We start from the raw sequence: 24,544 nt of genomic DNA on the forward strand, positions 1-24,544 counted from the left end.
CGACCCGGGGGACGGCCCGAGACGAACATTCAGGGCTCCTGGGGGACGATGTCCCCCAGGAGAACTCACCGGTTCAGCCCCCGGAGGGTCCCGTGCCGGTGAGGTGTTCCGGTCGGACCGGCGTGCGGTTCAGCTCCAGGCCCGTCGCGTTCCGGATCGCCGCGAGGACGGCCGGGGTCGACGACAGGGTCGGGGCTTCGCCGATGCCACGGAGCCCGTACGGGGCGTGGTCGTCGGCGAGTTCGAGGACGTCGACCGGGATGGTCGGCGTGTCGAGGATGGTCGGGATCAGGTAGTCGGTGAAGGACGGGTTCCTGACCTTCGCCGTCTTCGGGTCGACGATGATCTCCTCCATCACCGCCACGCCCAGGCCCTGGGTCGTACCGCCCTGGATCTGGCCGATGACGGAGAGCGGGTTGAGCGCCTTGCCGACGTCCTGGGCGCAGGCCAGTTCGATGACCTTGACCAGGCCCAGCTCGGTGTCGACCTCGACGACCGCGCGGTGGGCGGCGAAGCTGTACTGGACATGGCCGTTGCCCTGGCCGGTGTGCAGGTCGAAGGGCTCGGTCGCCCGGTGCCGCCACTCCGCCTCGATCTCGACGGCGTCGTCGCCGAGCACGTCCACCAGGTCGGCGAGCACCTCGCCGCCGTCGGTGACGACCTTGCCGGTCTCCAGCAGCAGCTCGGCGGTGGCCCAGGCCGGGTGATAGGTACCGAACCTGCGGCGGCCGAGTTCCAGCACCTTCTCGCGGACGAGCTCGCAGGAGTTCTTGACGGCGCCACCGGTGACGTACGTCTGGCGCGAGGCCGAGGTCGAACCGGCGCTGCCCACCTGGGTGTCGGCCGGGTGGATGGTGACCTGGGTGACGCCCAGCTCGGTGCGGGCGATCTGCGCGTGGACGGTGACACCGCCCTGGCCGACCTCCGCCATCGCGGTGTGCACGGTGGCGACCGGCTCGCCGGCGATGACCTCCATGCGCACCTTGGCGGTGGAGTAGTCGTCGAAGCCCTCGGAGAAGCCGACGTTCTTGATGCCGACCGCGTAGCCGACACCGCGGACGACGCCTTCGCCGTGGGTGGTGTTGGACAGGCCGCCGGGCAGCTGTCGTACGTCCGCCTCCTCGCCTGCCGAGAGCCACTGCTGCTCGGGCGGCAGGGGCATCGCCTTGACCCGGCGCAGGAGTTCGGCGACCGGGGCCGGGGAGTCGACCGGCTGGCCGGTGGGCAGCAGGGTGCCCTGTTCCATGGCGTTCAGCTTCCTGAACTCCACCGGGTCCATGCCGAGTTGCTTCGCCACCTTGTCCATCTGCGCCTCGTAGGCGAAGCACGCCTGGACCGCGCCGAAGCCGCGCATCGCGCCGCAGGGCGGGTTGTTGGTGTAGAGGGCGATGGCCTCGACCTCGACGTCGTCGACGACGTACGGGCCGATGCCGAGCGAGGAGGCGTTGCCGACGACGGCCGGGGAGGCGGAGGCGTAGGCGCCGCCGTCGAGCACGATCCGGCACTTGACGTGCGTCAGCTTGCCCTCGCGGGTGGCCCCGTGCTCGTAGTAGAGGCGGGCCGGGTGGCGGTGGACGTGGCCGAAGAAGGACTCGAAGCGGTTGTAGACGATCTTGACGGGCTTGCCGGTGCGCAGGGCCAGCAGGCAGGCGTGGATCTGCATCGACAGGTCCTCGCGGCCGCCGAAGGCGCCGCCGACGCCGGCCAGCGTCATCCGCACCTTGTCCTCGGGCAGGCCGAGCACCGGGGCGATCTGACGCAGGTCGGAGTGGAGCCACTGGGTGGCGATGTAGAGGTGGACGCCACCGTCCTCCTCGGGCACCGCGAGGCCGGACTCGGGGCCGAGGAAGGCCTGGTCCTGCATGCCGAAGTAGTACTCGCCCTTGACGATGACATCGGCCTTCTTGGCCGCCTCGTCGGCGTCGCCGCGGACGATCGGCTGGCGGTGCACGATGTTCGGGTGCGGGACGTGGCCGATGTGGTGGTCGTCGCGGTTCTCGTGGATGTGGATCGCGTCCGGCGCGGTCGCGGAGGCCTCGTCGGTGATGACGGGCAGCTCGCGGTAGTCGACCTTGATCTTGGCGGTGGCGCGGCGGGCGGTCTCCGGGTGGTCGGCGGCGACGATCGCGACCGGCTCCCCGTGGTGGCGTACCTTGCCGTGCGCGAGGACCGGGGTGTCCTGGATCTCCAGGCCGTAGTTCTTCACCTCGGTCGGCAGGTCGTCGTAGGTCATGACCGCGTAGACGCCGGGCTGGGCCAGGGCCTCGCTGGTGTCGATCGAGACGATCTCGGCGTGCGCGACCGTGGAGCGCAGGATCTGCCCCCAGAGCATGTCCTCGTGCCACATGTCGGACGAGTACGCGAACTCTCCGGTGACCTTGAGGGTGCCGTCCGGGCGGAGCGTGGACTCGCCGACACCGCCCCTGGTCTGGGAGCCCTGGGTGACCTTGGTGGGCGTGCCGAGCGGAGCGCTGTTGGTGGGCATGTCGCTCAGACCGCCTCTCCCTGCCGGGCGGCCGCCAGGCGGACCGCGTCCAAGATCTTCTCGTAGCCGGTGCAGCGGCACAGGTTGCCCGAGAGCGCCTCGCGGATGTCCGCGTCGGTCGGGTTCGGGTTGTGCTCCAGCATCTCGTCGGCGGCGACCAGCAGACCCGGGGTGCAGAAACCGCACTGCACGGCGCCGGCGTCGATGAACGCCTGCTGGATCGGGGAGAGCGGGGTGCCTTCGCCGGTGTGGGAGTCGGCGGCGGGCCTGGCCTGCCACCGCTTCGCCTCGTCGAGCGTCGTACCGCAGGAGCGGTCCTTGGCGTAGTCCGCCAGGCCCTCCACGGTGACGACCTCACGGCCCTCCGCCTGGCCGGCCGCGACCAGGCAGGAGCACACCGGCACGCCGTCCAGCCGGACGGTGCAGGAGCCGCACTCGCCCTGTTCGCAGGCGTTCTTGGAGCCGGGCAGGCCCAGGCGCTCGCGCAGCACGTAGAGCAGGCTCTCGCCCTCCCAGACGTCGTCGGCTTCCTGCGGGCGTCCGTTGACAGTGAAGTTGACGCGCATTACGCGGCTCCCTCCGTGAGGCGGCGGGTGCCGCGGTACGACTCCCAGGTCCAGGTGAGCGTCCGGCGGGCCATCACGCCGACCGCGTGGCGGCGGTAGCTCGCGGTGCCCCGGACGTCGTCGATCGGGTTGCAGGCGGCGGCGCACAGGTCCGCGAACTGCTTGGCGACCGACGGCGTGATGATCTTTCCGTTGTCCCAGAAGCCGCCCTCGTCGAGCGCCGCGTTCAGGAAGTCCTCGGCGGTCTTCGCGCGCACCGGCGTCGGGGCGGCCGAACCGATGCCCGTACGGACCGTCCGCGTCTCGGGGTGCAGGGCCAGCCCGAAGGCGCACACGGCGATCACCATCGCGTTGCGGGTGCCGACCTTGGAGTACTGCTGGGGTCCGTCGGCCTTCTTCACATGGACCGCGCGGATCAGCTCGTCCGGCGCGAGGGCGTTGCGCTTGACGCCGGTGTAGAAGTCGTCGACGGGGATGAGCCGGGTGCCGCGCACCGACTCGGCCTCGACCTCGGCGCCGGCCGCGAGCAGCGCCGGGTGGGCGTCGCCGGCCGGGGAGGCGGTGCCGAGGTTGCCGCCGACACCGCCGCGGTTGCGGATCTGCGGGGAGGCGACGGTGTGCGAGGCGAGGGCCAGGCCCGGCAGCTCGGTGCGCAGGTTCTCCATGATCCGGCTGTACGGCACGGAGGCGCCGAGCCGTACGCTCTCCTCGCCGACCTCCCATTCGTAGAGATCGCCGATGCGGTTGAGATCAAGGAGGTACTCGGGCCGGCGGTGGTCGAAGTTGATCTCGACCATCACATCGGTGCCACCCGCGATCGGCACTGCGGTGGGGTGCTCGGCCTTCGCGGCGAGCGCCTCCTCCCAGCTGGCGGGGCGAAGGAAGTCCATGACCGGCTCTCTTCTCCGTCTCGTTAAGTCTCGTGAGTCGTGCGGATTGAGCCAATCCGTGTGCGGCGGGCCCGGCTCGTTCATGTCCTGTTAACGCGGAATGACGCCAGTACACCGCCCCGTACTCCAGTGGGGTCAGTCACCGAAACCATGAAGGAGTTGGCTGGCCAGCACGGGCATCTTGTAGATTCGTATGAACGGAAGTCATCAGTAACCTCCTGGTTTTCCTGTGGAAACGCAGGAAACGCCCAGGCACCCCATGATCGCGGCCCGTGACCCCGCACGCCGGGCGCCTTATCCATGACACTGCAAGATTCATCGTAGATTTCGAGACACAGAACGGCGGCGACGAGATGCGGCTGCGCGCACTGCTGGACACCGATGCGCTGGGCCTGCGGCTGCTCGGCGGCGAGGACGAGCTGGACCGCACCGTGCGCGGGGTGATGACCACGGACCTGCGTGACCCCAGCCGCTACCTCTCGGGCGGTGAGCTGGTGCTGACGGGCCTGGCCTGGCGCCGGGACGCCGCGGACTCCGAGCCGTTCGTACGACTCCTCACGCAGGCCGGGGTGGTCGCGCTGGCGGCCGGGGAGGCCGAGCTGGGGGACATCCCGGACGACCTGGTCGTGGCCTGCGCCCGGCACCGGCTCCCGCTCTTCGCGGTGCACGAGTCGGTGGCGTTCGCGACGGTCACCGAGCATGTCGTACGGCAGGTCAGCGGCGAGCGGGCCGGGGACCTCGCGGCGGTCGTCGACCGGCACCGCCGGATGATGACCTCGGGCCCGGCGGGCGGTGGCCCGGACGTGGTCCTGGACCTGCTCGGATCGGACCTCGACCTGCGCGCCTGGGTGCTCTCCCCGACCGGCCGGCTGATCGCGGGCTCCAAGGTGTCGGGGCCCGCGCTGCCCGCCGAGACCTGCGCCCGGCTGGCCGCCGAGCACCTGGCCGCGACCCGCACCGGCCGCCGGGGCCCGCACCGGGTCCTCCTCGACGGCACGACGTACTCGCTCTTCCCGATCCGCTCCTGGGGGCACCGCCCGGCGGTGGCCGGGGAAGGGCGCTCCCCGCAGGGCGCGCGGGACGTGCGCGAGACCGTGCTCTCGGACTGGCTGCTGGCCGTCGAGGCGGACGCGAGCGACTGGCAGGACGAGCGCCTCGACCTGCTCCAGGGCGTCACCCAGCTGATCGCCGTCGAGCGTGACCGCCGCGACGCGGCCCGTACGGTGCGGCGGCGGCTCGCCCAGGAGGTGCTGGAGCTGGTCCAGACGGGCGCGGCCCCGGCGGAGATCGCCGCGCGCCTGCGGGTGGCCGCGCCCGTCCTGCTGCCCGGTCTCGGAGCGGCCCCGCACTGGCAGGTGGTGGTCGCCCGCGTCGAGTGGGAGGGCGGCGAGGTCGAGGGCGGCCCGGTCGCGCAGTCGCTGCTCGAGGAGATCCTGGTCGACCCGCTGGCCACCGGCCCGGAGCCGTCCGACCGGATAGCGGTGGCCCACACCGGCGACGAGGCGATCGCCCTGGTTCCGCTCCCCGCGGTCCCCGCCGAGCACGACGGCTCGGAGTCCGGTATCCACGCCGACGCCCTCCTGGAGTCGGTGCGGGACCCGCTGGCCGCGGGCCTGGACGACGACGGCCGGGTCACCGTCGGTGTCAGCGCGGCCGTGCATTCGGCGGAGGGGCTGCGCGGGGCCCTGGAGGAGGCCCGGCACGCCCGCCGGGTGGCCGCCGCCCGCCCGGGCCGGGTCTGCGCGGCCGGCCACCAGGAGCTGGCCTCGCACGTCCTGCTGCTCCCGTTCGTCCCCGACGACGTCCGCCGCGCCTTCACCGCCCGCCTGCTGGACCCCCTGCGGGACTACGACCGCCGGCACCGCGCCGAGCTGATCCCGACCCTGGAGGCGTTCCTCGACTGCGACGGCTCCTGGACCCGCTGCGCCACCCGTCTCCACCTGCACGTCAACACGCTGCGCTATCGCGTGGGCAGAATCGAGCAGTTGACGGGCCGGGACCTCTCGCGGCTGGAGGACAAGCTCGATTTCTTCTTGGCATTGCGGATGAGCTGAGGTCACGCGGGCGTGCGACCGACCCACGCCAAGTGCCCTCGCCGTCCCACGACTTTGTGAAATTATTCACCCACCCTCTTGGCCCCGCGTGGCGATCGATGCTGGAATGCGGCCACCACTCAACTGCTCGACGGCGTGCAAGGGGAGGGCAACGTGGCGTACTCCGCCATGTCTGGGAACGGAACGAACGCCGGTGACGATCCGCTCCAGACCGCGGTATGGCGGCTGCGCTCGCGGGCCTGCTGGGCCGACGCGGCGGCACTGCTGCCGACGGACACGCCGACGTCCTCCCTGCAACGGGCGGGGCTGATGGTCGAACGGTGTCTGTACACCGAGGGCGGCTGGGGAGAGGCGGAGGACGCGCTGCGGACGGCGGAGGCGGTGGCCCGCACCGACGAGGAACGGGGCGCCGCCGCGTGCGAGCGCGGCCAACTCGCCTACGCGGCGACGCTGCACGGGGTGCGGGACCGGGCCGACGAGGCGCGGGCCGCGCTCGGCAGAGCGGCCGCGCTGATCCCTCCGGGGGCGCCGGGGCGGGCCCTTCTCGACTTCCGCCGGGGCCTGCTGGCGGAGAACCTGACCCGCTCCCCGCAGGCGGCGCGGGCGGCCTACCGCCGGGCCCACGCGGCCGCCACCGCCCACGCGGACCCGCTGCTGCTCTCCTTCACCTGGCGTCACCTGGCCGGACTGGCGCTGCGGGAGGGGGAGTTGGCGGAGGCCCGGCACGGTTTCGCGGAGTCGCTGCGGATCAGGGAGGAACTGGGCTACCTGGTGGGCACGGCACCGGCCCTCGCGTCCCTGGCCGACACGGAGCCGGAACCTGAGGCTTCGCGGCTACGGGAGGAGGCGGGCCGCCTGTTCCGCCTCCTGGGGGGCGTCCCGACGTGGCTGGCAGGACAGTTGACCCCGCCCGCCCCGGGAGCGGCGACCGCCTGAGACGCGCCTCAGAGAAAACTGAGAGTTTGCTGTGCCAGGCTGACGCGCCCCGACCCCCTCAGGAGCGCTTTGCCATGAGCACCGTCAACGGCCTGCCGGCCCATGTCCTGCTGGTCCACATCGTCGTCGTGCTGGTCCCGCTGACCGCCCTCGCCCTGGTAGCCGCCGCGCTGTGGCCGCGGGCCGCCCGGCGGCTGGGCGTCCTGCTGCCCGCGCTCGCGCTGGTCGCCCTGGTCAGCGTGCCGCTGGCGACCCAAGCCGGCGAGTGGCTGGAGCGGCACGTCACCGAGGACAGCCTGGTCCGCCGCCACACCGAACTGGGTGACGGACTGCTGCCATGGGCGCTGGGGCTGTTCGTGCTGGCCTCGGTCGTGTGGTGGGCGACGCGGCGTACCGGGGAGGAACAGACTCCCGGCCAGGGCAGCCGCTGGTCGACCCTCCCGGTGCGGATCGCGGTGGGCGTGCTGTCGGTGGCCGTGGGCGTCGGCGCGGTGGTCGATGTCTACCGCATAGGCGACTCCGGCGCGAAGGCGGCCTGGCACGACGCGTACGACAAGACCGCACAGGGGAACTGACGCCGCCCAAGCCGGGTGCGGGGCCGGGACCCTGGGGTTTTCGCTCACCGGCGCCGGAAGGGCACCTCTCCGGAGGTGACCCCCGGCGCCCACCCGGGTCGCCGCGGCTAGGACGTGCCCCGCGCGGGACAGCGGGGGAACTGCGGCCACCAGCCGCGACGCACCCGGCGACCGATCCGCACCGCTACGACGGTCCCCCGGCACCCACCACGTCCCGACGCCCGAAACCCCCGGCCGGCACGCCTACGGCGGGCCGCCGCGCGAACACCCTCCCCGCTCAGCCCGCGGTGGCGAAATGCCCGGCCACCAACCGCCGCACCGCGTCCAACTCCCCCGCGATCAACGCCTCCAGCAGCGCCGCATGCTCACCCGCGTCCGCCATCAGGTCGGCCCGGCCCCCGCGCAGCGGAACCGCCCGCCGATGCAGATCCTCCGCGATCGCCACCAGCTGCTCGTTGCCCGCAAGGGCCAGCACCGCCCGGTGGAAAGCCCGGTCGGCCTCCGCGTAAGTCGCCCTGCACCCCTTCGCCGCCGCCCGCACCGACTCCTCGGCCAGCGGCCGCAACGCGGCCCACCGCTCGGCCGGCACGCTGCGCGCCAGCCGCATCATCACCGGCACCTCGATCAGCGCCCGCACCTCGGCCAGTTCGGCGAGTTCGCGTGCCCCCCGCTCCACCACCCGGAACCCCCGGTTGGGCACGACCTCGACCGCGCCCTCGAGCGCCAGCTGCTGCATCGCCTCGCGCACGGGCGTCGCGGAGACCCCGAACCGCTCCCCCAGCGCCGGCGCCGAGTACACCTCACCGGGCGCGAGTTCCCCGCTCGCCAGTGCCGTACGCAGCGCGTCCAGGATCTGCCCCCGCACGGACGCCCGCTGCACGGCGGGCCTGGGCTGCGGGATCGGACTCTCGCAGTGCGTGTGCTCGCCACGCGCGGCCGGCGCGCCGCCGGGGTGTCCGGTCGCCTCCCGGGCCGTCTCCCCGGACCGCGTCTGCGCCGGCACCCTGGCCGTCTCGGCCGGAGCCGGGTGCGCGCGATGGTTCACGGGTCCTCCTCCGACTCGTCGGGACTTGGGTCATTAACGGCGGGTTGTTACTTGTCCGTCAAGCACCTTAGGCGCCCCGGGCGATAGTTCAAATTTCCGAATGATGGGTAAGGTAAGGCTTACTTATCCAGCAGTCGGCCCGCACCCGATCGGTGGTAGCCCATGACCTCCCCCGTCTCCGCCGCCTACGCCCGCCTGGCCGAGGCCTGCCCGGACCTGGTGGTCACGGAGCTGGGCCCGGGCGAGCCGGCACCCCGGGGCGGCGACTGGGTCGGCGCCGCCGAACTGGCGGCGGGCGGGCCCGGCCTGGACACCTTCCTCACCTGGGACGAGGACCAGATCCTGCGGGACCACGGACAGCCGGGCCGCCCGGACGTGGTGGCGAGCTTCGGCCTGCACCGCTACGGCTGGGCCGCCTGCCTCCTGATCACCCTCCCGTGGTTCCTGGACCGCCGGGTCCCGCGGCTGCCCGTGACGCATGTCTCGTACGACCGGGTGGCCGGCCGCATGGCCGTACGCGTCGCCTCCTTCGCCTGCCTGCCGGACGACCCGGCGGCGGCGCTGCCCGGCGCGGTCGTCGTCGCGGACGAGGAGGCACTGCGGGCCGAGGTGCGGGCGGCCGTCGCCGAGCACCTGGAACCGGTCCTCGGCGCCTTCGGGCCGCGGATGCGGCGGCGCGGGCGCGCGCTGTGGGGCATGGCGACCGACGAGATCGTCGAGGGGCTCTGGTACCTCGCCGAGATGCTCGGCGACGAGGAGCGGGCCGTACGCGAACTCGACCGGCTGCTGCCGGGCGCCACCAAGCCGTACGTCGGCTCGGCCGCCTTCCGGGAGCTGACCGGCCCGGCGGGCGAGCCGCTGCCCACCCGGGACCGGGCGAGCTGCTGCATGTACTACACACTCCGCCCCGAGGACACCTGCGTCACCTGCCCGCGGACCTGCGACGACGAGCGGATAGCCAAACTCACGGCGGTCGCGGCCGCCTGAGGCACCCTCAGGCGGCCCCTCGGCATCGAGCACCCCACCGGATCCACTAAGATCACCGAGGGCGGGATCACCCCTGCGCCGACAGGGAATTCACAACTTCCTCACTTGCCGCAGGAACTTTCCGAGGAACCACCCGTATGGGTAGTCTTACTCGAACTCAACTCCCGCCCCTCACGCGGCAGTTCGAGCAGAACGCTGCCCTGGGCATCCCCTTGCACTTCCTTGGCGGCCTCTTGCCCCGAAACCCCCTGAGGGCCAGTGGGATTGGGCCACTATGGCGGGCGATACGCCCTATCCCAATGCAAGGGACCCCTAGATGAGACTGACCGACATATCGCTGAACTGGCTGCTTCCCGGCGCCGTACTGCTCCTGGGCATGCTGGTCGCGGTGGCGGTGCTCGCGCGCTCCAAGCGGTCCGGCGGGGAGCACGCGAAGGACGACTCGTGGGAGCGCAGCGAGGAGCGCCGCCGGCGCAAGGAAGCCATATACGGCACCGTCTCCTACGCGCTCCTGTTCTGCTCGGCGGCGGTCGCCGCGGCCCTCTCGTTCCGCGGCCTGGTCGGCTTCGGCCAGCAGAACCTCGGCCTCTCCGACGGCTGGGAGTACCTCGTGCCGTTCGGTCTGGACGGCGCGGCGATGTTCTCCTCCGTCCTCGCGGTGCGCGAGGCGAGCCACGGTGACGCGGCCCTCGGCTCCCGGATACTCGTGTGGACGTTCGCGGGCGCCGCGGCCTGGTTCAACTGGGTGCACGCGCCCAGGGGTGTCGACCACGCGGGCGCTCCCCAGTTCTTCGCCGGCATGTCGCTGTCGGCGGCCGTCCTCTTCGACCGCGCGCTGAAGCAGACCCGCAAGGCCGCCCTCCGTGAGCAGGGCCTGGTGCCGCGTCCGCTGCCGCAGATCCGTATCGTCCGCTGGCTGCGCGCCCCCCGCGAGACCTACAAGGCCTGGTCGCTGATGCTCCTGGAGGGCGTGCGCAGCCTCGACGAGGCGGTCGACGAGGTGCGCGAGGACAAGCGGCAGAAGGAGACGAACCGGATGCGCCGCCGCGAGCAGGACCGTCTGGAGCGGGCCCAGCTCAAGGCCATCAGCCGGGGCCACCGCGGCTTCGTCGGACGCGGCCGGCAGGACGAGGTGCACCAGGTGGAGCGCGCCTCCCAGCCCACCGCGGAGCCTGCCATATCGGCGCCGGAGCAGCTGCCCGTACGCCAGCGGCCCTCCCTCCAGCCCGTCCGCAAAGGGTCTGACCCGATCACGGTCGACCTGACCGCGGAGGACGACACAATGGCGCTGCCGCGTCTGGACTCCCTGGAGCGCAAGCTCAAGGACCTTGAGCAGCAGTTCGGTTGATCAGCCGCTGCTGGACGGCACCTCGGGACGGGGGCGTGACCTTCAGGGTCACGCCCCCGTCCCGTTGTGCGCAGGCGCCTTCAGGCGGCGTCCGCGTCCAGTTCGAACCACACCGACTTGCCCACCTCGTGCGGCTGGACGCCCCACGCGTCCGCGAGGGAGTCGACCAGGACCAGGCCCCGGCCGTGGGTGCCGTCCCCGGTGTCCGGGGCGCACACGCGCGGCCGACGGCCCACGAAGTCCCGTACCTCCACCCGCAGTTGGCCGGGTCCCACGACGGCCGTCAGGACGGCCTCGCGGTCGGTGTGGACGAGAGCGTTGGTGACGAGTTCACTGGTGAGCAGTTCCGCGATCTCCGAGCGGCCCGGTTTCCCCCAGTGGCGTAGCAGTTCCCGCAGCTCCCGGCGCGCTTCGGGCACCGCCCGCAGATCCGACCGCCCCAGCCGCCGCCTGAGCTGTGACGGGTGTCCCCGTTCCGTCGTGTCGGTCTCTTCCCCCGCCGTCTGCGCCGAGGAGGCCCCGATGGCCACGGGACCGCCCCCTCGTGCCTGACTGTTCATGACCCCCGCCCGCACGTTGTTGCCGGATCCCCTCCTGATCGAACACGTTCACGGGGATCCATGCCCGCTCGGGCACGGGCCAGTCATGTCACGCCGATGACGGCCGGGTGTTCGGCCATGTCCTGAACCGGCCCCGGCCCGTACGTCGCCTCCCGGACCGTCCCGTACGCGCCAACGGTGCCGCGCACCCGGCGTGAAACAGCCCCTCGCACAACCCCCCGAGCTGATTCACGCGGTCCACGGCACCGACGAACCTGGCCGAAACCTTCCCTTCCGCCTACTTGCCCCCGAGGCCCTTGGTGCCGATGTGAATGATCTTGTGGGAGCCGCGGCTCATGTCGACGAACAGCTTCGTGGTCGTGTCACGGCTCCAGGTGAGGGTGATGACGGCCTCGGTGTGGTTCTTCGCCGTGCCGTTGGCGGTGACCTTCCACTTGAGCGGGGTGTTCTGGGCCCGCAGCACCCCGTCGGCGTGCTCCCGGTCCTCCCAGGCCTGCAGCTGCTTCAGGTAGGTCGGGGCGATGTAGTAGGCGCGCAGCGCGGTCCGCAGGTCGCCGCTTCCGTCCGGGTCGCTCTCGGCGTCGATGTAGGCGCCGTAGAAGTCGGCGATCCGGGTGAGGTTGTCGGACGGGTCGCCGCCGACGCTGCGCGGCGCGCCGGCCGAGGCCTGGGCGGTGGCGCCGAGCCCGAGGGCCACGGCGAGCACGCCGGCGGTGAGGACGGTGCGGGTCTTGGTGCTCATGTCTGATTCCCCGTTTTCTGCTTTTCCGCGGTGATGACTGATGTGGCTGATGGCTGATGTGGCTGATGGCTGTCGGGGCCGTCCTCCCCTCCCCCGAGCGGGAGGACGGCCCCCGTCTCTCAGTGGAGCTTGTTCACGGCCGTGGTGGTCGTCCTCTTGAACGCCTTCACCGGCGCGTCCTGGAAGCCGCCCAGTTGCCCCCAGTCCACGACCGTCACGGTGCTCCCCTCCCGGCCCAGCGACAGCAGCCGGATGTCACTGGCGCCCCAGGAGGTCTCGGTGTGCAGGGCGTAGACATGGGCGCCGTCCCCGACGGGCAGGTCGCCGTGGTCCTGGAAGGCGGCCTGGGTCTCCGGGTCCTCCATCTCGATCCGGTCCGCGCAGGACACGATGTCCTCGTCCAGCTTCGCGACCCGGCCCTTCGCCGCGCGGACACCGGGCAGTTCGACGCTGACCTGACGGGCGGCGGTGTCGAGATCGGTCCGGAACTCCCGGTACCAGGTGTTCTGTCCGCCGCCGAGGGCGACGCCCAGGCAGGTGTCCTGCCTGACCGCCTCCGGCACGCCCGCGGTGACCTTGCCGGCCGTCCAGGTCGAGCTCGGGTGCGGCGGCAGGTCGGCCGCCGCGAGGAAGCCGGGCGCCTTCGGGGCGGCCGCCGCCGGGACGGCGAGTGTGGTGCCTACGGCCAGTGCGGCGCCGGCGAGTACGGTGAGCGCGCCTGCTCGGGTGCGCTTGGGCATGGGTGGTCCCCCGTTGGATCAGTGCATGGGTGTGGGATGCCGCGGACGGCGCCGGCTGGTCGGTCCGGCCCTGGTCGGTGCGACACCAGAAGCATCGGCCGTCCTCCGCGGCAACCGCAACGGCCATCGCCCGTTCCGCCGGCCTGGAACCATCCCAGCCCCGCTGACGTGCAGGTATATGAGTGCCTGGGATACGGACGACCGGGGGAAGGTGCCCGTGCGCGAGGACGTCGAGGAGTTCGCGGCGCTGCTGCGGCAGTTGAAGGACCGTACGGACCGGAGTTACGGCTCCCTGGCCCGCCGCCTGAACATGAACACCTCCACCCTGCACCGCTACTGCGCGGGCGAGGCGGTGCCGCTGGACTTCGCTCCGGTCGAACGCCTGGCCGCGTTCTGCGGGGCGACCCCGCAGGAACGGCTCGAACTCCACGAACGCTGGTTACGGGCGGTGGCGGCACGGCAGCGGCCGCGGACGACGGAGAACACCGGGACCCAGGTCCCCGCACCGACGGCCGCGGAGGCCTCGCAGCGGACCGCGGTGGAACCGGAGACCCCGGCGGCCCCGGAGACCCCGGCCGAGGGCCGAGAGGACCCGGTACCGCAGCCGGGGCCCGTGCCCGCGCCGCGCCCCTGGTACCGGCGCCGCCGCACCCTGGTCGGCTCGGCCGTGGCCGTCGTCCTCCTGGTGACGCTGGGCAGCCTGATCGCCCCCTCGGACGACCGGCCGCCCGCCGACACCTCGGCCCGGTCCCCCGGCTCCTCGCCCACGACCGCCGCCGGCGACGCCCGACGCCACGACCCCACGCCCGCCGGCCCGACACCGGACGACTCCGGCACGCCCGGCCGCCGTTCGCCGTCCCCCACGCCGGACGGCACCAGGACCCCCTCGTCCGCCGCTCCGAGCACGTCCACCGCCGCCCCCGCCCAGACCGGTGTCCCGCTCGCCTGGACCGCCAGTTCCCAGGTCTGGGAGCTGGGCTGCGATCACGACTACGTCATCGACAAGCAGCCGGCGCAGGTCCCGCCGCCGCCCGTCCCGCAGGACGCCGGCACCTGGGCGGCCACCCAGAACGCGGTGCACGGCCGCGACACGATCGTCCAGATCTCGGTGCAGGGCCGCTCGTCCACGGCCGTCGTCCTGGAGGACCTGCGGGTGCGGGTCGTCGGCCGGGCCGCGCCCGCACCCGGCATCGCCTACTCCATGGCGGACGGCTGCGGCGGCGGACTCACCCCGCGCTACTTCGACGTCGACCTGGACAAGGACCGCCCCCTCGCCCGCCCGGTGGCCGGCGAGGGCCCGGACGGGCAGACCGTCTCGACCATGCGGCTGCCCTACCGGGTCTCGTCCACGGACCCGGAGGTACTGCGCGTCAACGCGCGCACCGAGGGCTGCGACTGCCGCTGGTACCTCGAACTGGACTGGTCCTCACAGGGCCGCTCCGGCACGGTCCGGATCGACGACCACGGCCGGCCGTTCCGCACCAGCTCCATCAAGGGCCTGCCGGAGTACTGGTACGGCTTCGTGAACGGCGTCCGCCAGTGGGTGCCGGTCGAGGGCTGAGCCAGACGACAGACGACACCCCTTACGGCCTCGGCATGTTGCGCAGGTTGGAGCGGGCCATCTGGACCATCCGGCCCACGCCGCCGTCGAGGACCATCTTGGACGCGGAGAGCGCGAAGCCGGTGACCATGTCGGCCTTGATCTTCGGCGGGATGGACAGCGCGTTGGGGTCGGTGACGACGTCGACCAGGGCCGGACCCTTGTGCTGGAAGGCGTCCTTCAGCGCACCGGCGAGCTGCCGGGGCTTCTCGACCCGCACCCCGTAGGCACCGCAGGCCTGGGCGACGGCGGCGAAGTCGGGGTTGACGTTGGTGGTGCCGTATGAGGGCAGGCCCGCGACCAGCATCTCCAACTCGACCATGCTGAGGGCCGAGTTGTTGAACAGGACGACCTTCACCGGCAGGTCGTACTGCACGAGGGTCAGGAAGTCGCCCATCAGCATGGCGAATCCGCCGTCCCCGGACATCGACACGACCTGCCGCCGCCGGTCGGTGAACTGCGCGCCGATCGCCATCGGCAGCGCGTTGGCCATCGAGCCGTGCGAGAAGGAACCGATCACCCGGCGGCGGCCGTTGGGTGTGATGTACCGGGCGGCCCAGACGTTGCACATACCGGTGTCGACCGTGAACACCGCGTCCTCGTCGGCGAGTTCGTCCAGTACGGAGGCCACGTACTCGGGGTGGATCGGGACGTGCTTCTCGACCTTGCGGGTGTACGCCTTCACCACCCCCTCAAGAGCGTCCGCGTGCTTCTTGAGCATCCGGTCGAGGAACCGCCGGTTCTCCTTGGTCCGCAGCCGCGGCACCAGACAGCGCAGCGTCTCGCGTACGTCGCCCCACACGGCGAGGTCGAGACGGGACCGGCGGCCCAGCACCTCGGGGCGCACGTCGACCTGGACGATCTGCACGTCGTCGGGGAGGAAGGCGTTGTACGGGAAGTCGGTGCCGAGCAGGATCAGCAGGTCGCACTCGTGGGTGGCCTCGTAGGCGGCGCCGTAGCCGAGCAGCCCGCTCATGCCGACGTCGTACGGGTTGTCGTACTGGATGTGCTCCTTGCCGCGCAGGGCGTGGCCCACCGGGGACTTGATCTTCCCGGCGAGTTCCATCACCTCCGGGTGCGCGCCGGCCGTACCGCTGCCGCAGAACAGCGTCACCTTGTCCGCCGCGTCGATCATCGCGACCAGCTTGTCGAGTTCCTCGTCCCCGGGGCGGATGGTGGGCCGGGAGGTGACGATCGCACTCTCGACGGGATGGTCCGGGGCGGGCTCGTCGGCGATGTCGCCCGGCAGGCTCACCACGCTCACCCCCCTGCGGCCCACCGCGTGCTGGATGGCGGTCTGGAGCAGCCGGGGCATCTGCTTGGGGCTGGAGATCAGCTCGCTGTAGTGGCTGCACTCCTGGAAGAGCCGGTCGGGGTGGGTCTCCTGGAAGTAGCCCAGGCCGATCTCGCTGGAGGGGATCTGCGAGGCCAGGGCGAGCACCGGGGCCATCGAACGGTGGGCGTCGTACAGGCCGTTGATGAGGTGCAGGTTGCCCGGGCCGCAGGAGCCGGCGCAGGCCGCCAGGTTCCCGGTGACCTGGGCCTCCGCACCGGCCGCGAAGGCGGCGGTCTCCTCGTGGCGGACGTGGATCCAGTCGATGGCGGAGTTGCGGCGGACAGCGTCGACCACCGGGTTGAGGCTGTCGCCGACGACGCCGTAGAGGCGGCGTACTCCGGCGCGGACGAGGATGTCGACGAACTGCTCGGCGACGTTCTGCTTGGCCATGGCGGACGGGTGCCCCTTCCCTGTGGGCGGATACCTCCCGGTGGATATGTCCCATCCACGCACAGGGACGGGCGTCACGCCTCCCAGACGACCGCCGCCGTACGGTCGTCGGCGTAGCCCTTCACCCGCACCTGGGCGTCCGCGAGGAACGCGGCGAGGCCCGGCGGGGTACGGCCGGACCAGCGTCGGGCCAGGTAGGCGCAGAGGGCGGGCTCGCCGCGCAGCGGGTCGGCGAGCCCGCCGCTGCACATCACCAGGGCATCGCCCGGGCGGGCTACCGAGGCCCGGAAGAGGAAGGGGTCGCGGGACGGTTCGGGAGCCGGTTCGTAGGGGCTCGGCGGGGTCGGGATGCCGAGGTCCATGGTGAGCCGGTCGCCCTCCGGGGTCTCGGCGGGCGGCGAACCGTAGCCGACCACGGCCTCGCCGACGGTGTCGGTGTCGACGTGCGGTTCGATGTCCTGCCACTCGCCGTCCCGGAGCCGGAACAGCCCGCCCTCCCCGACCCCGAAGAAGACCCGGGTACGGCACTGGGGGTGGGCCGGGATGAGCAGGCAGCGCAGGCTGGCCGCGTACTCCTCGGCGGCCACGCCCTGTTCGGCGGCGCTGGCACGGAGCTTGCCGAGGCTGCGGTCGGTGAGCCGGTGCAGCCCGGACTTGAGGTCGCCGCGCCGGGCCGCCTGGATGTCCTCGGTGAGCCGCTGGTGGCTGCGGCCCACCGCCCGGGCGATCCACTCGCAGATCTCGGCGGCGGCCCGGTGGGCGCCGGGGGTGGCCCGGGCGCCGGTGGCCACCGCGACCAGGAGCAGCGCCTGGTCGCCTGATCCGAACCGGGCGGTGAGCAGGGCGTCGCGGCGCGGCTCGCCCCGGTACCGGGCGGAGTCGCCGCGCTGGGAGACGGCCCGCAGGGTGCAGGTGCCGTAGCGGGCGCCGTCCAGCACGGTGTCGGCGACCAGGTCGTCGAGTTCGTCGGGGTCGGCGGCGGGCAGAGCGGTGGGTTCGGCGTCGTAGGTGGGCGGGCCGGAGCCGACGTAGTCCACGGAGGGGACCAGGGCGGCGGCCGGGGCCGAGTGCGGCGGGAGCGTGGCCAGATCGGCGCGGGTGGCGGGGTGCGAGTCCGCCCAGGCGTCGTCGTCCGCCTCCAGGAACTCCTGGTCCTCCTCATCCCACGGCCAGGGCCTCCGGGCGGCGGTGGTGCCCTCGCCCGGTGGCTCGGTGGGAACGGCGGGCGCGCGTTGCGCGGGCACGGTCGGCGGGGCCGGCACGGCCGGCGGGAGCGGCGCGGCCGGGGGCCCGGACGGGCCCGGCTGCACCGGCACGGCCGGTGGGGCCGGCATGTTCGGTGGGGCCGATGCGCCCGGTGGGACGGGCGGCTCTGTGTCCGGTCCCTCCGCGCCGCCCCGCCGTCCCCGTCCCGCCACCGTGTTCTTCACCGAGGCGAAGCGGTCGTCCAGGGAATCGGGTGCGGCCGTGGGGCCGGTGTCCTCCGTGGAGTCGTCGTACAACTGCCCCCACCAGTCGTCCTCATGACGGGTGGGCCTACCCCCTGGCTGACTCATGCCCCCAATTGTCCACCGCGCGGGCCGGATGAAAACGGGGCATCGGGAAAATCCCGCACACGACCCGGTGTCGAACGGCGCGTCGAGGGACACGCTGAACACCCGTGCGAGGAAAGGGGGTCGACGACACGCGTGAGAAAGACGGTACGGATGACACGTGTGAGTCGCCGGGTGGTCCCACCCCCCACGGGAGAACCACCCGGCGACACCTGAGGGACCCGGCCCGCGTCCCCTGCGCGTACACGCGTCATGGGCCCGGGTCACCGTTCGCACGGCCGGACGCGGCGGCGTCGGCCGGAGGCCAGATTGTGACGGGTGTTCCTTGCGACCAGCTGTGAATCGCGGATCCGGATCCCTTGTGAACGTGCTGCGATGACGTGATCTTGGCAGAGTGGCCGCCGGTGCGGCGATGATGTGCGGCGGCGGGTTTGCGCCGTGGCCGGTTTCCGCCATGGCGCCCGACGGCGAGGGAGGAACGCGGGTCGATGCTGGCAGCGCTGGGTCTGGACGAGAGGGACGAGTCGGCGTACCGGACGCTGGTCTCCGTGGGCGCCGGGGACGTGCCCGATCTGGCGCGGCGGCTGACGCTGGCCGAGCCGGACACCGAGCGCGCGCTGCGCCGGCTGGAGCGGCACGGCCTCGCCGCCCAGTCCTCGGGCCGGCCGGGCCGCTGGGTGGCGGCGCCGCCCGGGGTGGCACTGGGCGCGCTCCTCACTCAGCAGCGGCACGAACTGGAGAAGGCGGAGCTGGCGGCGGCGCTGCTGGCCGAGGAGTACCGGGCGGCGGCCGCCGAGCCGGCGGTGCACGACCTGGTGGAGGTGGTGACCGGCGCCCCGGCCGTCGCCCAGCGGTTCCTCCAGCTCCAGCTGGGCGCCGGCGACGAGGTGTGCGCGCTGGTCACCGGCAGCCCGATGGTGGTCTCCGGGACAGAGAACGAGGCGGAGGAGCAGGCGGCCGGACGGGGGGTGCGCTACCGGGTGGTGGTGGAGCGCGCGGTGCTCGACCTGCCGCACGGGATCACGGAGTTGACGGCGGCGCTGGGCCGGGACGAGCAGGTGCGGGTGGTGGACCGGGTCCCGACCAAACTGGTCGTGGCGGACCGCGCCCTCGCGATGGTCCCGCTCACCTCGCACACCTCGGAGCCCGCCGCGGTGGTGGTGCACGCCAGCGGCCTGCTGGAACTGTTGTTCGAACTGTTCGAGTCGGTGTGGCGGACCGCGCTGCCGCTCCGCCTCGGCACGTCCGGGGTGACCGAGGAACGGCCGGACGCGCCCGACGCCACCGATCTGGAGGTGCTGTCCCTGCTGCTGGCCGGGCTGACCGACGCGAGCGTGGCCAAACAGCTCGACCTGGGCCTCAGGACCGTGCAGCGCCGGGTGAAGCGGCTGATGGAGCTGGCCGGGGTGACGACCCGGCTGCAACTGGGCTGGCACGCCTACGAGCGGGGCTGGGTGGCCCGGGACTGACGCGCGCGGCACTCTGGGCAGATGGGAGCAGGGGAACTCCTGCTGGTCGGCCTGGTGCTGGTGCTCGGCCTGTGCGGAGTACTGGTGCCCGGTGTGCCGGGTTCATGGCTGGTGTGGGCCGCGGTGCTGTGGTGGGCGCTGTACGACCCGCGTCCGGTGGCATGGGCGGTCCTGGTCGGCGCCACGGTCGTCCTCCTGCTCACCCAGGTGGTCCGCTGGACGCTGCCGCCGCGCCGGCTGCGGGCGAGCGGCGCCACCGCCCGCATGGGCGTGTACGCCGGTACCGGCGCCGTCCTCGGCTTCGTGCTGCTCCCCGTGGTCGGCGCGATCCCCGGTTTCATGGCCGGGATCTACCTGCACGAGCGCCTCCGCCTCGGCCGCCGCGCGGAGGCGGCGGCCGCGCTGCGCGCGACGATGAACGCGGGCGGCTCCAGCGTGCTGGCCGAGTTGTTCGCCTGCCTGCTGATCACGGCGGGCTGGCTGGTGACGGTGGTCTGGGGCGGTTGAGGGCTCACAGCAGGTCGACGAGCCGGACGGCGGCGGCCAGGGCGCGCATGCCGGCGTCGTTGAAGTGCAGGTGGTCGCCGGGGTCGTAGGCGGGCCGGATCCGCGTCGGCTGCTCCGGGTCGCGGACGACGGCGTCGAAGTCGGCGTACGCGTCGAAGACGTGCCGGGTGCGGATCAGCGCGTTGACCCGCTGCCGTACGGCCTCCCGGGCCTCGGTGTAGCCGCTGAACCCCTCGTAGGGCGTGAGCGTCGCGCCCACGACCCGGATCCCGCGCGCGTGGGCACGGGCCACGATCGTCCGGTACGCCCGCACGAAGTCACCGGGGTCGGTGGCCTCCGGGGTGCCCTTGATGTCGTTGATGCCTTCGAGGACGACCAGGGTCCGGACACCCGCCCGGGTGAGCGCGTCGGCGTCCAGCCGGGTCAGGGCGTCCGGTCCCCCGGTGCTGTCGAGCAGCAGCCGGTTGCCGGAGATCCCGGCGTTGAGGACGCCGATCCGGAAGGGCCGCAGCCGTTCCGCGAGGCGGTCGGGCCAGCGGTGGTTGGCGCCGAAGGAGGAGCCGTTGCCGTCGGTGAGGGAGTCGCCGACGGCGACCACGGTGCCGAGGGTCACGCTGCGCACGTCGACGCCGGTGACGTAGTACCAGTTCCCGGTGGTCCTGCCGTACGCGGCCCCGTCCTCGTCGGCGGCCCGGCCCGCGCCGTGCCTGGCGAGGTAGCTGGTCTGGAGCGCGACGCGGTGATAGGTGGCGGGACCGGAGTCGCCCGGGGTCTCGACCGTGACCAGCAGATCGGCGGCGGCCGGGGCGGCGAGGGACACGGGATCGCTGACCAGGTCCTGCCCGACGGGTACGACCGCGGTGCCGGCGCCGCCGAAGGTGGCACCGCGCATCGACCCGGGTACGGCGTCCGCGCCGGTGCCCCGGCGCAGCGCGACGGTGACCGCGCCGAGGCGGAGCGGCGCGCTGCCGAGCCGGTTGCTGATCCGGACCCGTACGGCGCTGCCTCCGACGCTCAGGTGGACGACATTGCGGTAGGCGGCGCCGGGTACGGCGGGAGCGGTACCGGAAGGCGCGGTCTCCCAGCTCCCCGCCCAGAGCGAGGGGCCGGACTCGGCACCGGCCCGCCCCGTCGTGCCCATCGCGATCAGCAGCGCCGCGCCGAGGACCCGCCCGACCTTGCCCATCCACACCCGCCCTTCCTGAGGCCCACTGGAGGGGAAGGTGACATACGGAGGGCGAACGCGGCGGCAACTTGACCGGGGGACCACCCGGGTGGCGGAGCGCGTGCCTGACGGAGCGGCGCCGTGGATCTGCGGGCCGCATCCCGGCCGCGGGTGGCGGGTGGTTGCTCGCGCAGTTCCCCGCGCCCCTCACGGGGCGCTGTCCCAGCCGCATCTCCTCAGCTGCGGGCAGTCGTGCCTCCCCCAGTGCCGCCCTGACCCACCGCCACCGCCCCCTCCAGGGTCAGCAGCCGCGCCTTTCGCTCAAGTCCCCCCGCATACCCGGTCATCGAACCGTCCGCCCCGATCACCCGGTGACAAGGCCGCACGATCAGCAGCGGGTTGGCCCCGATCGCCCCGCCGACCGCCCGTACCGCCATCCTGGACGCCCCGATGCGCGCGGCGATCTCCCCGTACGTCGTCGTCCCCCCGTACGGAACGCCGTCCAGCGCACCCCACACCCGCTCCCGGAACTCCGTCCCGTGCGCGCTCAACTCCAGCTGGAATTCCTTCAGTTCACCGGCGAAGTAAGCGGCGAGCTGCTCCTCGGCCGCCCGGAAGGGGCCCGCGTCCGCGAGCCACCCCGCCTCGACGCTGCGGCCGCCCCTCTGTCCGGGGACGGACAGCGACGTCAACGCCCCGCCCGTGTCGGCCGTCAGGAGCAGTTCCCCGACCGGCGAGGCGGTCCGCGTCCAGTACGTGACACCCATCAGTTCCTCAGCTCTCCTTCCACCAGCAGGTGCCGGACGGCGTAGGACCGCCAGGGCCGCCAGTCGTCCGGTATGTCCAGGCCGGGCGCGGCCACGTCGGGGTCGCCGAGCGCCCGGACGCGGATCGCGGCGACGACCGCCGGCTCCAGTCCGGGCAGGGCCCGCAGGGCCGCCTCCGCGTCGTCCCGGTCGGCGCCCGGGTCCAGCCGTACGGTGCCGTCCGCGAGCGCGGCGGCGAGTGTGCCGAGGGTGCCGTCCGGCTCGGCCTCGGCGAGCACGGCGGCCTCCGGGAAGAGGTGGGTGAGGCTGCCGGAGGGCGCGTCCAGTGCCTTGCCGTACCGCTGGACCAGCCGCTCGGCGTCGGCGGTGCCGGCCAGGGCCCGTACGGCGGCCTCGGCCGGATCCGCGGCGCCGGGTGAGCGCAGCCCCGGTCGCGCGGCGACCAGCGGAGCCAGCCGTGGGTCCTCGGCGAGCCGCTCGTCGACGGCGTACGGGTCGGCGTCGAGGTCGAACAGCCGGCGCAGCCGCTGTACGGCGGTGGTCAGGTCGCGTGGGTCGGTGAGGCGCAGCCGGGCGTCGAGCCAGCCGCCGGGATGGGCACCGCCGCCCGCGCCGGCCATGGCACCGGTCCGTTCCTCGACGGCGACGACGGCGTGGCCGTACGGCAGTCGCAGGGTACGGCGGTAGGTGCGGGCGCCGGGGGCGCCGGTGACCTCCTCCACACCGGGTACGGCCTCGCGTTCCAGCAGGTCGAAGACGGGGCCGGCCTGGTACGGGCCGCGGTGGGCGAGCCGCAGCGGGATCCCGGCGGCCGGCGAGCCGCGCCGGGCGCCCCGGCCGCCGGGCGCCGCCTCGCGCAGTGCGCTCGGGGTCGTGGCGTACACGGCGCGGACGGTGTCGTTGAACTGCCGCACGCTGGCGAATCCGCTCGCGAACGCGATCTCCGTGATCGGCAGCTCGGTGGTCTGCAGCAGCACGCGTGCGGTGTGGGCGCGCTGGGCCCGGGCGAGGGCGACCGGGCCGGCGCCGAGTTCGGCGGTGAGCTGCCGCTGAACCTGGCGCGTGCTGTAGCCGAGCCGGTCGGCGAGGCCGCCGACGCCTTCCCGGTCCACGATGCCGTCGCCGATCAGCCGCATGGCCCGGCCGACGACGTCGGCGCGGGCGTTCCACTCGGCGGAGCCGGGCACGGCGTCCGGGCGGCACCGGCGGCAGGCCCGGAAGCCGGAGCCCTGCGCGGCGGCCGCGGTGCGGAAGAAGCGGACGTTGTGCCGCTTCGGGGTGACGGCGGGGCAGCTGGGACGGCAGTAGATGCCGGTGGTCCGCACGGCGAAGAAGAACGCACCGTCGAACCGCCCGTCCCGGCTGCGCACCGCCTCGTACCTGGTCTCTTCGTCCATCACCCTTCAAGTGTGGGCGATGGGGAGGGGTGGGGCTGGCGGGATTCGGACGTGGGGCTGGCCTTTGCCGGCGCCTGGAGGGTGCCGTTGACGGGTCGCCCGCGACCGGCAACCACCACCGCCTCTGTTACCACCGGCCCCGCTTCGCCTCCATCGCCGCCTTCCCCTCCGCCCCCCTCTTCTTCCAGTCCTTCTTGATCTCGGACCGGAGCCGTGCGTCCGTCTTCGCGACGATCCACTGGTTCTCCCGCATCAGCTTGCGGTAGCTCTCCAGCCGGCGCACGGGCAGTTCCCCGGTCTCCACCGCGAAGCGCACCGCACAGCCCGGTTCGCTCTCGTGCCCGCAGTCGGAGAACCGGCACCCCTCCGCCAGTTCCTCGATCTCGGAGAACACCTGCCCGACCCCGGTCCCGGCGTCGAACAGGCCCACGCCGCGCAGCCCGGGCGTGTCGATCAGCACGCCCCCTCCCGGCAGCGCCAGCAGGTTGCGGGTGGTCGTGGTGTGGCGTCCCTTGCCGTCGATGTCCCGGGCGGCCCGGACGTCCATCACGTCCTCGCCGACCAGCGCGTTGGCGAGGGTGGACTTGCCCGCGCCGGACTGGCCGAGCAGGACGGACGTACCGGAGCAGACGAGCGCGACGAGGACGTCGAGGCCGTCGCCCGCCACCGCGCTGACGGTGAGGACCGGCACGCCGGGCGCGCTCGTCTCGACGTCCTGGACGAGATGCGCGAGCGTCACCGGGTCCGGGACCAGGTCGGCCTTGGTGAGGACGACGACCGGCTGGGCCCCGGACTCCCAGGCCAGCGCCAGGAACCGTTCGACGCGGCCGAGGTCGAGCTCGACGGCGAGGGACACCGCGATGATCGCGTGGTCGACGTTGGCCGCGAGGATCTGCCCCTCGGACCGCTTGGATGAGGTGGAGCGCACGAAAGCCGTACGCCGAGGCAGCAGCGTCCTCACATACCGCGGATCGTCACCTTCGGGGTCGACGGCGACCCAGTCCCCCGTACACACGATCTTCATCGGGTCACGGGGCACGACGAACTCGGTATCGGCACGAATGACGCCTGCCGAAGTGACGACATCGCACTGCCCACGGTCGACCCGCACAACACGGCCGGGCAGCAGACCCTGCTCGGCGTGCGGAGCGAACTCGGCGGTCCAGCCTTCATCCCACCCGTAGGAAGCGAGGGCGTGCCGGCCATCAGAAGTGGCGGAGGTGTTGAGCGAAGTGTGGAACAAGGGAAACCCTTCGAAGGGTGGCCCCGGCGGCGCGCTCGGCGCGCGGAAGATGTGTGGGTGTCAGCCGGAGACCACAGGGGTGGAAACGATGATGAACTCGTGAATGCGGGCAGCACCCGTCACCGTGACAGTCATCAATGTCCTCACCTCCTGCTTCCTCAACGAACCAACGCTGTCTCCTCGGGAACG

General features: G+C 72.8%; 21 protein-coding genes. 8 read left to right on the forward strand and 13 right to left on the reverse strand.

All coding sequences use genetic code 11. From position 1 onward, the window contains the following. Positions 1–73: 73 nt before the first annotated feature. Genes ACZ5K7_RS01470 through ACZ5K7_RS01480 form a run of 3 tightly spaced genes read right to left on the reverse strand, consistent with a single transcriptional unit; the run spans position 74 to position 3,941 of the window. Positions 74–2,485: a xanthine dehydrogenase family protein molybdopterin-binding subunit gene (locus ACZ5K7_RS01470; protein ID WP_468909170.1), complete on the reverse strand. Its 2,412-nt coding sequence runs from the start codon at positions 2,483–2,485 to the stop codon at positions 74–76. Between the two features lie 5 nt (positions 2,486–2,490). Then, positions 2,491–3,051, reverse strand: a complete 561-nt coding sequence (locus ACZ5K7_RS01475) for a (2Fe-2S)-binding protein (protein ID WP_351697512.1) — start codon at positions 3,049–3,051, stop codon at positions 2,491–2,493. Further along, positions 3,051–3,941 (reverse strand): FAD binding domain-containing protein, encoded by an 891-nt coding sequence (locus tag ACZ5K7_RS01480; RefSeq protein WP_468909173.1) that lies wholly within the window; start codon positions 3,939–3,941, stop codon positions 3,051–3,053. Before ACZ5K7_RS01480 ends, ACZ5K7_RS01475 begins: the two co-directional genes overlap by 1 nt. Before the next feature lie 353 nt (positions 3,942–4,294). Here ACZ5K7_RS01480 and ACZ5K7_RS01485 point away from each other — a divergent pair, with 353 nt between their 5' ends. From ACZ5K7_RS01485 to ACZ5K7_RS01495, 3 genes are all read left to right on the forward strand, one after another. Beyond that, on the forward strand, positions 4,295–5,995 hold the full coding sequence (locus ACZ5K7_RS01485; RefSeq protein ID WP_468909176.1) for a PucR family transcriptional regulator: 1,701 nt from the start codon (positions 4,295–4,297) through the stop codon (positions 5,993–5,995). A gap of 168 nt (positions 5,996–6,163) precedes the next feature. After that, entirely contained in the window at positions 6,164–6,931 is a 768-nt protein-coding gene (locus tag ACZ5K7_RS01490; RefSeq protein ID WP_351697507.1) for a hypothetical protein, read from the forward strand. A gap of 74 nt (positions 6,932–7,005) precedes the next feature. Beyond that, the gene (locus ACZ5K7_RS01495) at positions 7,006–7,506 is read left to right on the forward strand and encodes a DUF2231 domain-containing protein (protein WP_351697504.1); all 501 of its coding nucleotides are present in this window, start codon (positions 7,006–7,008) and stop codon (positions 7,504–7,506) included. 277 nt (positions 7,507–7,783) lie between these two features. Here ACZ5K7_RS01495 and ACZ5K7_RS01500 read toward each other — a convergent pair whose 3' ends face one another. Then, a complete protein-coding gene (locus ACZ5K7_RS01500) occupies positions 7,784–8,551 on the reverse strand; it encodes a GntR family transcriptional regulator (protein WP_468909179.1) in 768 nt (255 codons plus the stop codon). Positions 8,552–8,713: 162 nt separating this feature from the next. Here ACZ5K7_RS01500 and ACZ5K7_RS01505 point away from each other — a divergent pair, with 162 nt between their 5' ends. Further along, positions 8,714–9,538, forward strand: coding sequence for a (2Fe-2S)-binding protein (locus ACZ5K7_RS01505; protein ID WP_468909182.1), 825 nt, complete (start codon positions 8,714–8,716; stop codon positions 9,536–9,538). A gap of 316 nt (positions 9,539–9,854) precedes the next feature. Continuing rightward, positions 9,855–10,886 carry a DUF2637 domain-containing protein gene (locus ACZ5K7_RS01510; RefSeq protein ID WP_351697495.1) on the forward strand — a complete coding sequence of 344 codons (1,032 nt, stop codon included), beginning with the start codon at positions 9,855–9,857 and terminating at the stop codon, positions 10,884–10,886. An 80-nt stretch (positions 10,887–10,966) separates the two neighbouring features. Here ACZ5K7_RS01510 and ACZ5K7_RS01515 read toward each other — a convergent pair whose 3' ends face one another. From ACZ5K7_RS01515 to ACZ5K7_RS01525, 3 genes are all read right to left on the reverse strand, one after another. Next, positions 10,967–11,416 carry an ATP-binding protein gene (locus ACZ5K7_RS01515; protein ID WP_351697492.1) on the reverse strand — a complete coding sequence of 150 codons (450 nt, stop codon included), beginning with the start codon at positions 11,414–11,416 and terminating at the stop codon, positions 10,967–10,969. A 307-nt stretch (positions 11,417–11,723) separates the two neighbouring features. Beyond that, positions 11,724–12,188, reverse strand: coding sequence for a hypothetical protein (locus tag ACZ5K7_RS01520; RefSeq protein ID WP_351697488.1), 465 nt, complete (start codon positions 12,186–12,188; stop codon positions 11,724–11,726). Positions 12,189–12,307: 119 nt separating this feature from the next. After that, positions 12,308–12,928 carry a hypothetical protein gene (locus tag ACZ5K7_RS01525; protein ID WP_468909186.1) on the reverse strand — a complete coding sequence of 207 codons (621 nt, stop codon included), beginning with the start codon at positions 12,926–12,928 and terminating at the stop codon, positions 12,308–12,310. A 178-nt stretch (positions 12,929–13,106) separates the two neighbouring features. On the opposite strand from ACZ5K7_RS01525, the gene ACZ5K7_RS01530 reads away from it, so the two are divergent. Continuing rightward, positions 13,107–14,489, forward strand: a complete 1,383-nt coding sequence (locus ACZ5K7_RS01530) for a helix-turn-helix domain-containing protein (protein WP_468909189.1) — start codon at positions 13,107–13,109, stop codon at positions 14,487–14,489. A gap of 22 nt (positions 14,490–14,511) precedes the next feature. On the opposite strand, the gene ACZ5K7_RS01535 is transcribed toward ACZ5K7_RS01530, so the two are convergent. Both ACZ5K7_RS01535 and ACZ5K7_RS01540 read right to left on the reverse strand, forming a co-directional pair. After that, entirely contained in the window at positions 14,512–16,254 is a 1,743-nt protein-coding gene (locus ACZ5K7_RS01535) for a pyruvate dehydrogenase (RefSeq protein WP_351697480.1), read from the reverse strand. A gap of 74 nt (positions 16,255–16,328) precedes the next feature. Next, positions 16,329–17,810: a protein phosphatase 2C domain-containing protein gene (locus ACZ5K7_RS01540; RefSeq protein ID WP_468909192.1), complete on the reverse strand. Its 1,482-nt coding sequence runs from the start codon at positions 17,808–17,810 to the stop codon at positions 16,329–16,331. A gap of 485 nt (positions 17,811–18,295) precedes the next feature. On the opposite strand from ACZ5K7_RS01540, the gene ACZ5K7_RS01545 reads away from it, so the two are divergent. Both ACZ5K7_RS01545 and ACZ5K7_RS01550 read left to right on the forward strand, forming a co-directional pair. Continuing rightward, on the forward strand, positions 18,296–19,276 hold the full coding sequence (locus tag ACZ5K7_RS01545) for a helix-turn-helix domain-containing protein (RefSeq protein WP_351697474.1): 981 nt from the start codon (positions 18,296–18,298) through the stop codon (positions 19,274–19,276). A gap of 21 nt (positions 19,277–19,297) precedes the next feature. Beyond that, positions 19,298–19,783 carry a DUF456 domain-containing protein gene (locus tag ACZ5K7_RS01550; RefSeq protein ID WP_351697471.1) on the forward strand — a complete coding sequence of 162 codons (486 nt, stop codon included), beginning with the start codon at positions 19,298–19,300 and terminating at the stop codon, positions 19,781–19,783. 4 nt (positions 19,784–19,787) lie between these two features. On the opposite strand, the gene ACZ5K7_RS01555 is transcribed toward ACZ5K7_RS01550, so the two are convergent. The 4 genes from ACZ5K7_RS01555 to rsgA form a co-directional block, all read right to left on the reverse strand. Beyond that, positions 19,788–20,969: an SGNH/GDSL hydrolase family protein gene (locus tag ACZ5K7_RS01555; protein WP_468909197.1), complete on the reverse strand. Its 1,182-nt coding sequence runs from the start codon at positions 20,967–20,969 to the stop codon at positions 19,788–19,790. 215 nt (positions 20,970–21,184) lie between these two features. Further along, positions 21,185–21,715 carry a methylated-DNA--[protein]-cysteine S-methyltransferase gene (locus ACZ5K7_RS01560; RefSeq protein WP_468909200.1) on the reverse strand — a complete coding sequence of 177 codons (531 nt, stop codon included), beginning with the start codon at positions 21,713–21,715 and terminating at the stop codon, positions 21,185–21,187. Beyond that, a complete protein-coding gene (locus tag ACZ5K7_RS01565; protein ID WP_468909849.1) occupies positions 21,715–23,112 on the reverse strand; it encodes a DNA-3-methyladenine glycosylase 2 family protein in 1,398 nt (465 codons plus the stop codon). The genes ACZ5K7_RS01560 and ACZ5K7_RS01565 overlap by 1 nt, the downstream gene beginning before the upstream one ends. Before the next feature lie 127 nt (positions 23,113–23,239). Beyond that, a complete protein-coding gene (rsgA, locus tag ACZ5K7_RS01570; RefSeq protein ID WP_351697463.1) occupies positions 23,240–24,355 on the reverse strand; it encodes a ribosome small subunit-dependent GTPase A in 1,116 nt (371 codons plus the stop codon). Between the last annotated feature and the right edge of the window lie 189 nt (positions 24,356–24,544).

The organism is Streptomyces sp. NPDC031497 (genome assembly GCF_055580905.1).

Bases quoted from the DNA above. Each gene is read 5' to 3' on its own strand.
- ACZ5K7_RS01470 (WP_468909170.1), bottom strand. From the start codon at position 2,485: ATGCCCACCAACAGCGCTCCGCTCGGCACGCCCACCAAGGTCACCCAG.
- ACZ5K7_RS01475 (WP_351697512.1), bottom strand. From the start codon at position 3,051: ATGCGCGTCAACTTCACTGTCAACGGACGCCCGCAGGAAGCCGACGAC.
- ACZ5K7_RS01480 (WP_468909173.1), bottom strand. From the start codon at position 3,941: ATGGACTTCCTTCGCCCCGCCAGCTGGGAGGAGGCGCTCGCCGCGAAG.
- ACZ5K7_RS01485 (WP_468909176.1), top strand. From the start codon at position 4,295: ATGCGGCTGCGCGCACTGCTGGACACCGATGCGCTGGGCCTGCGGCTG.
- ACZ5K7_RS01490 (WP_351697507.1), top strand. From the start codon at position 6,164: ATGTCTGGGAACGGAACGAACGCCGGTGACGATCCGCTCCAGACCGCG.
- ACZ5K7_RS01495 (WP_351697504.1), top strand. From the start codon at position 7,006: ATGAGCACCGTCAACGGCCTGCCGGCCCATGTCCTGCTGGTCCACATC.
- ACZ5K7_RS01505 (WP_468909182.1), top strand. From the start codon at position 8,714: ATGACCTCCCCCGTCTCCGCCGCCTACGCCCGCCTGGCCGAGGCCTGC.
- ACZ5K7_RS01510 (WP_351697495.1), top strand. From the start codon at position 9,855: ATGAGACTGACCGACATATCGCTGAACTGGCTGCTTCCCGGCGCCGTA.
- ACZ5K7_RS01520 (WP_351697488.1), bottom strand. From the start codon at position 12,188: ATGAGCACCAAGACCCGCACCGTCCTCACCGCCGGCGTGCTCGCCGTG.
- ACZ5K7_RS01525 (WP_468909186.1), bottom strand. From the start codon at position 12,928: ATGCCCAAGCGCACCCGAGCAGGCGCGCTCACCGTACTCGCCGGCGCC.
- ACZ5K7_RS01530 (WP_468909189.1), top strand. From the start codon at position 13,107: ATGAGTGCCTGGGATACGGACGACCGGGGGAAGGTGCCCGTGCGCGAG.
- ACZ5K7_RS01535 (WP_351697480.1), bottom strand. From the start codon at position 16,254: ATGGCCAAGCAGAACGTCGCCGAGCAGTTCGTCGACATCCTCGTCCGC.
- ACZ5K7_RS01540 (WP_468909192.1), bottom strand. From the start codon at position 17,810: ATGAGTCAGCCAGGGGGTAGGCCCACCCGTCATGAGGACGACTGGTGG.
- ACZ5K7_RS01545 (WP_351697474.1), top strand. From the start codon at position 18,296: ATGCTGGCAGCGCTGGGTCTGGACGAGAGGGACGAGTCGGCGTACCGG.
- ACZ5K7_RS01550 (WP_351697471.1), top strand. From the start codon at position 19,298: ATGGGAGCAGGGGAACTCCTGCTGGTCGGCCTGGTGCTGGTGCTCGGC.
- ACZ5K7_RS01555 (WP_468909197.1), bottom strand. From the start codon at position 20,969: ATGGGCAAGGTCGGGCGGGTCCTCGGCGCGGCGCTGCTGATCGCGATG.
- ACZ5K7_RS01560 (WP_468909200.1), bottom strand. From the start codon at position 21,715: ATGGGTGTCACGTACTGGACGCGGACCGCCTCGCCGGTCGGGGAACTG.
- ACZ5K7_RS01565 (WP_468909849.1), bottom strand. From the start codon at position 23,112: ATGGACGAAGAGACCAGGTACGAGGCGGTGCGCAGCCGGGACGGGCGG.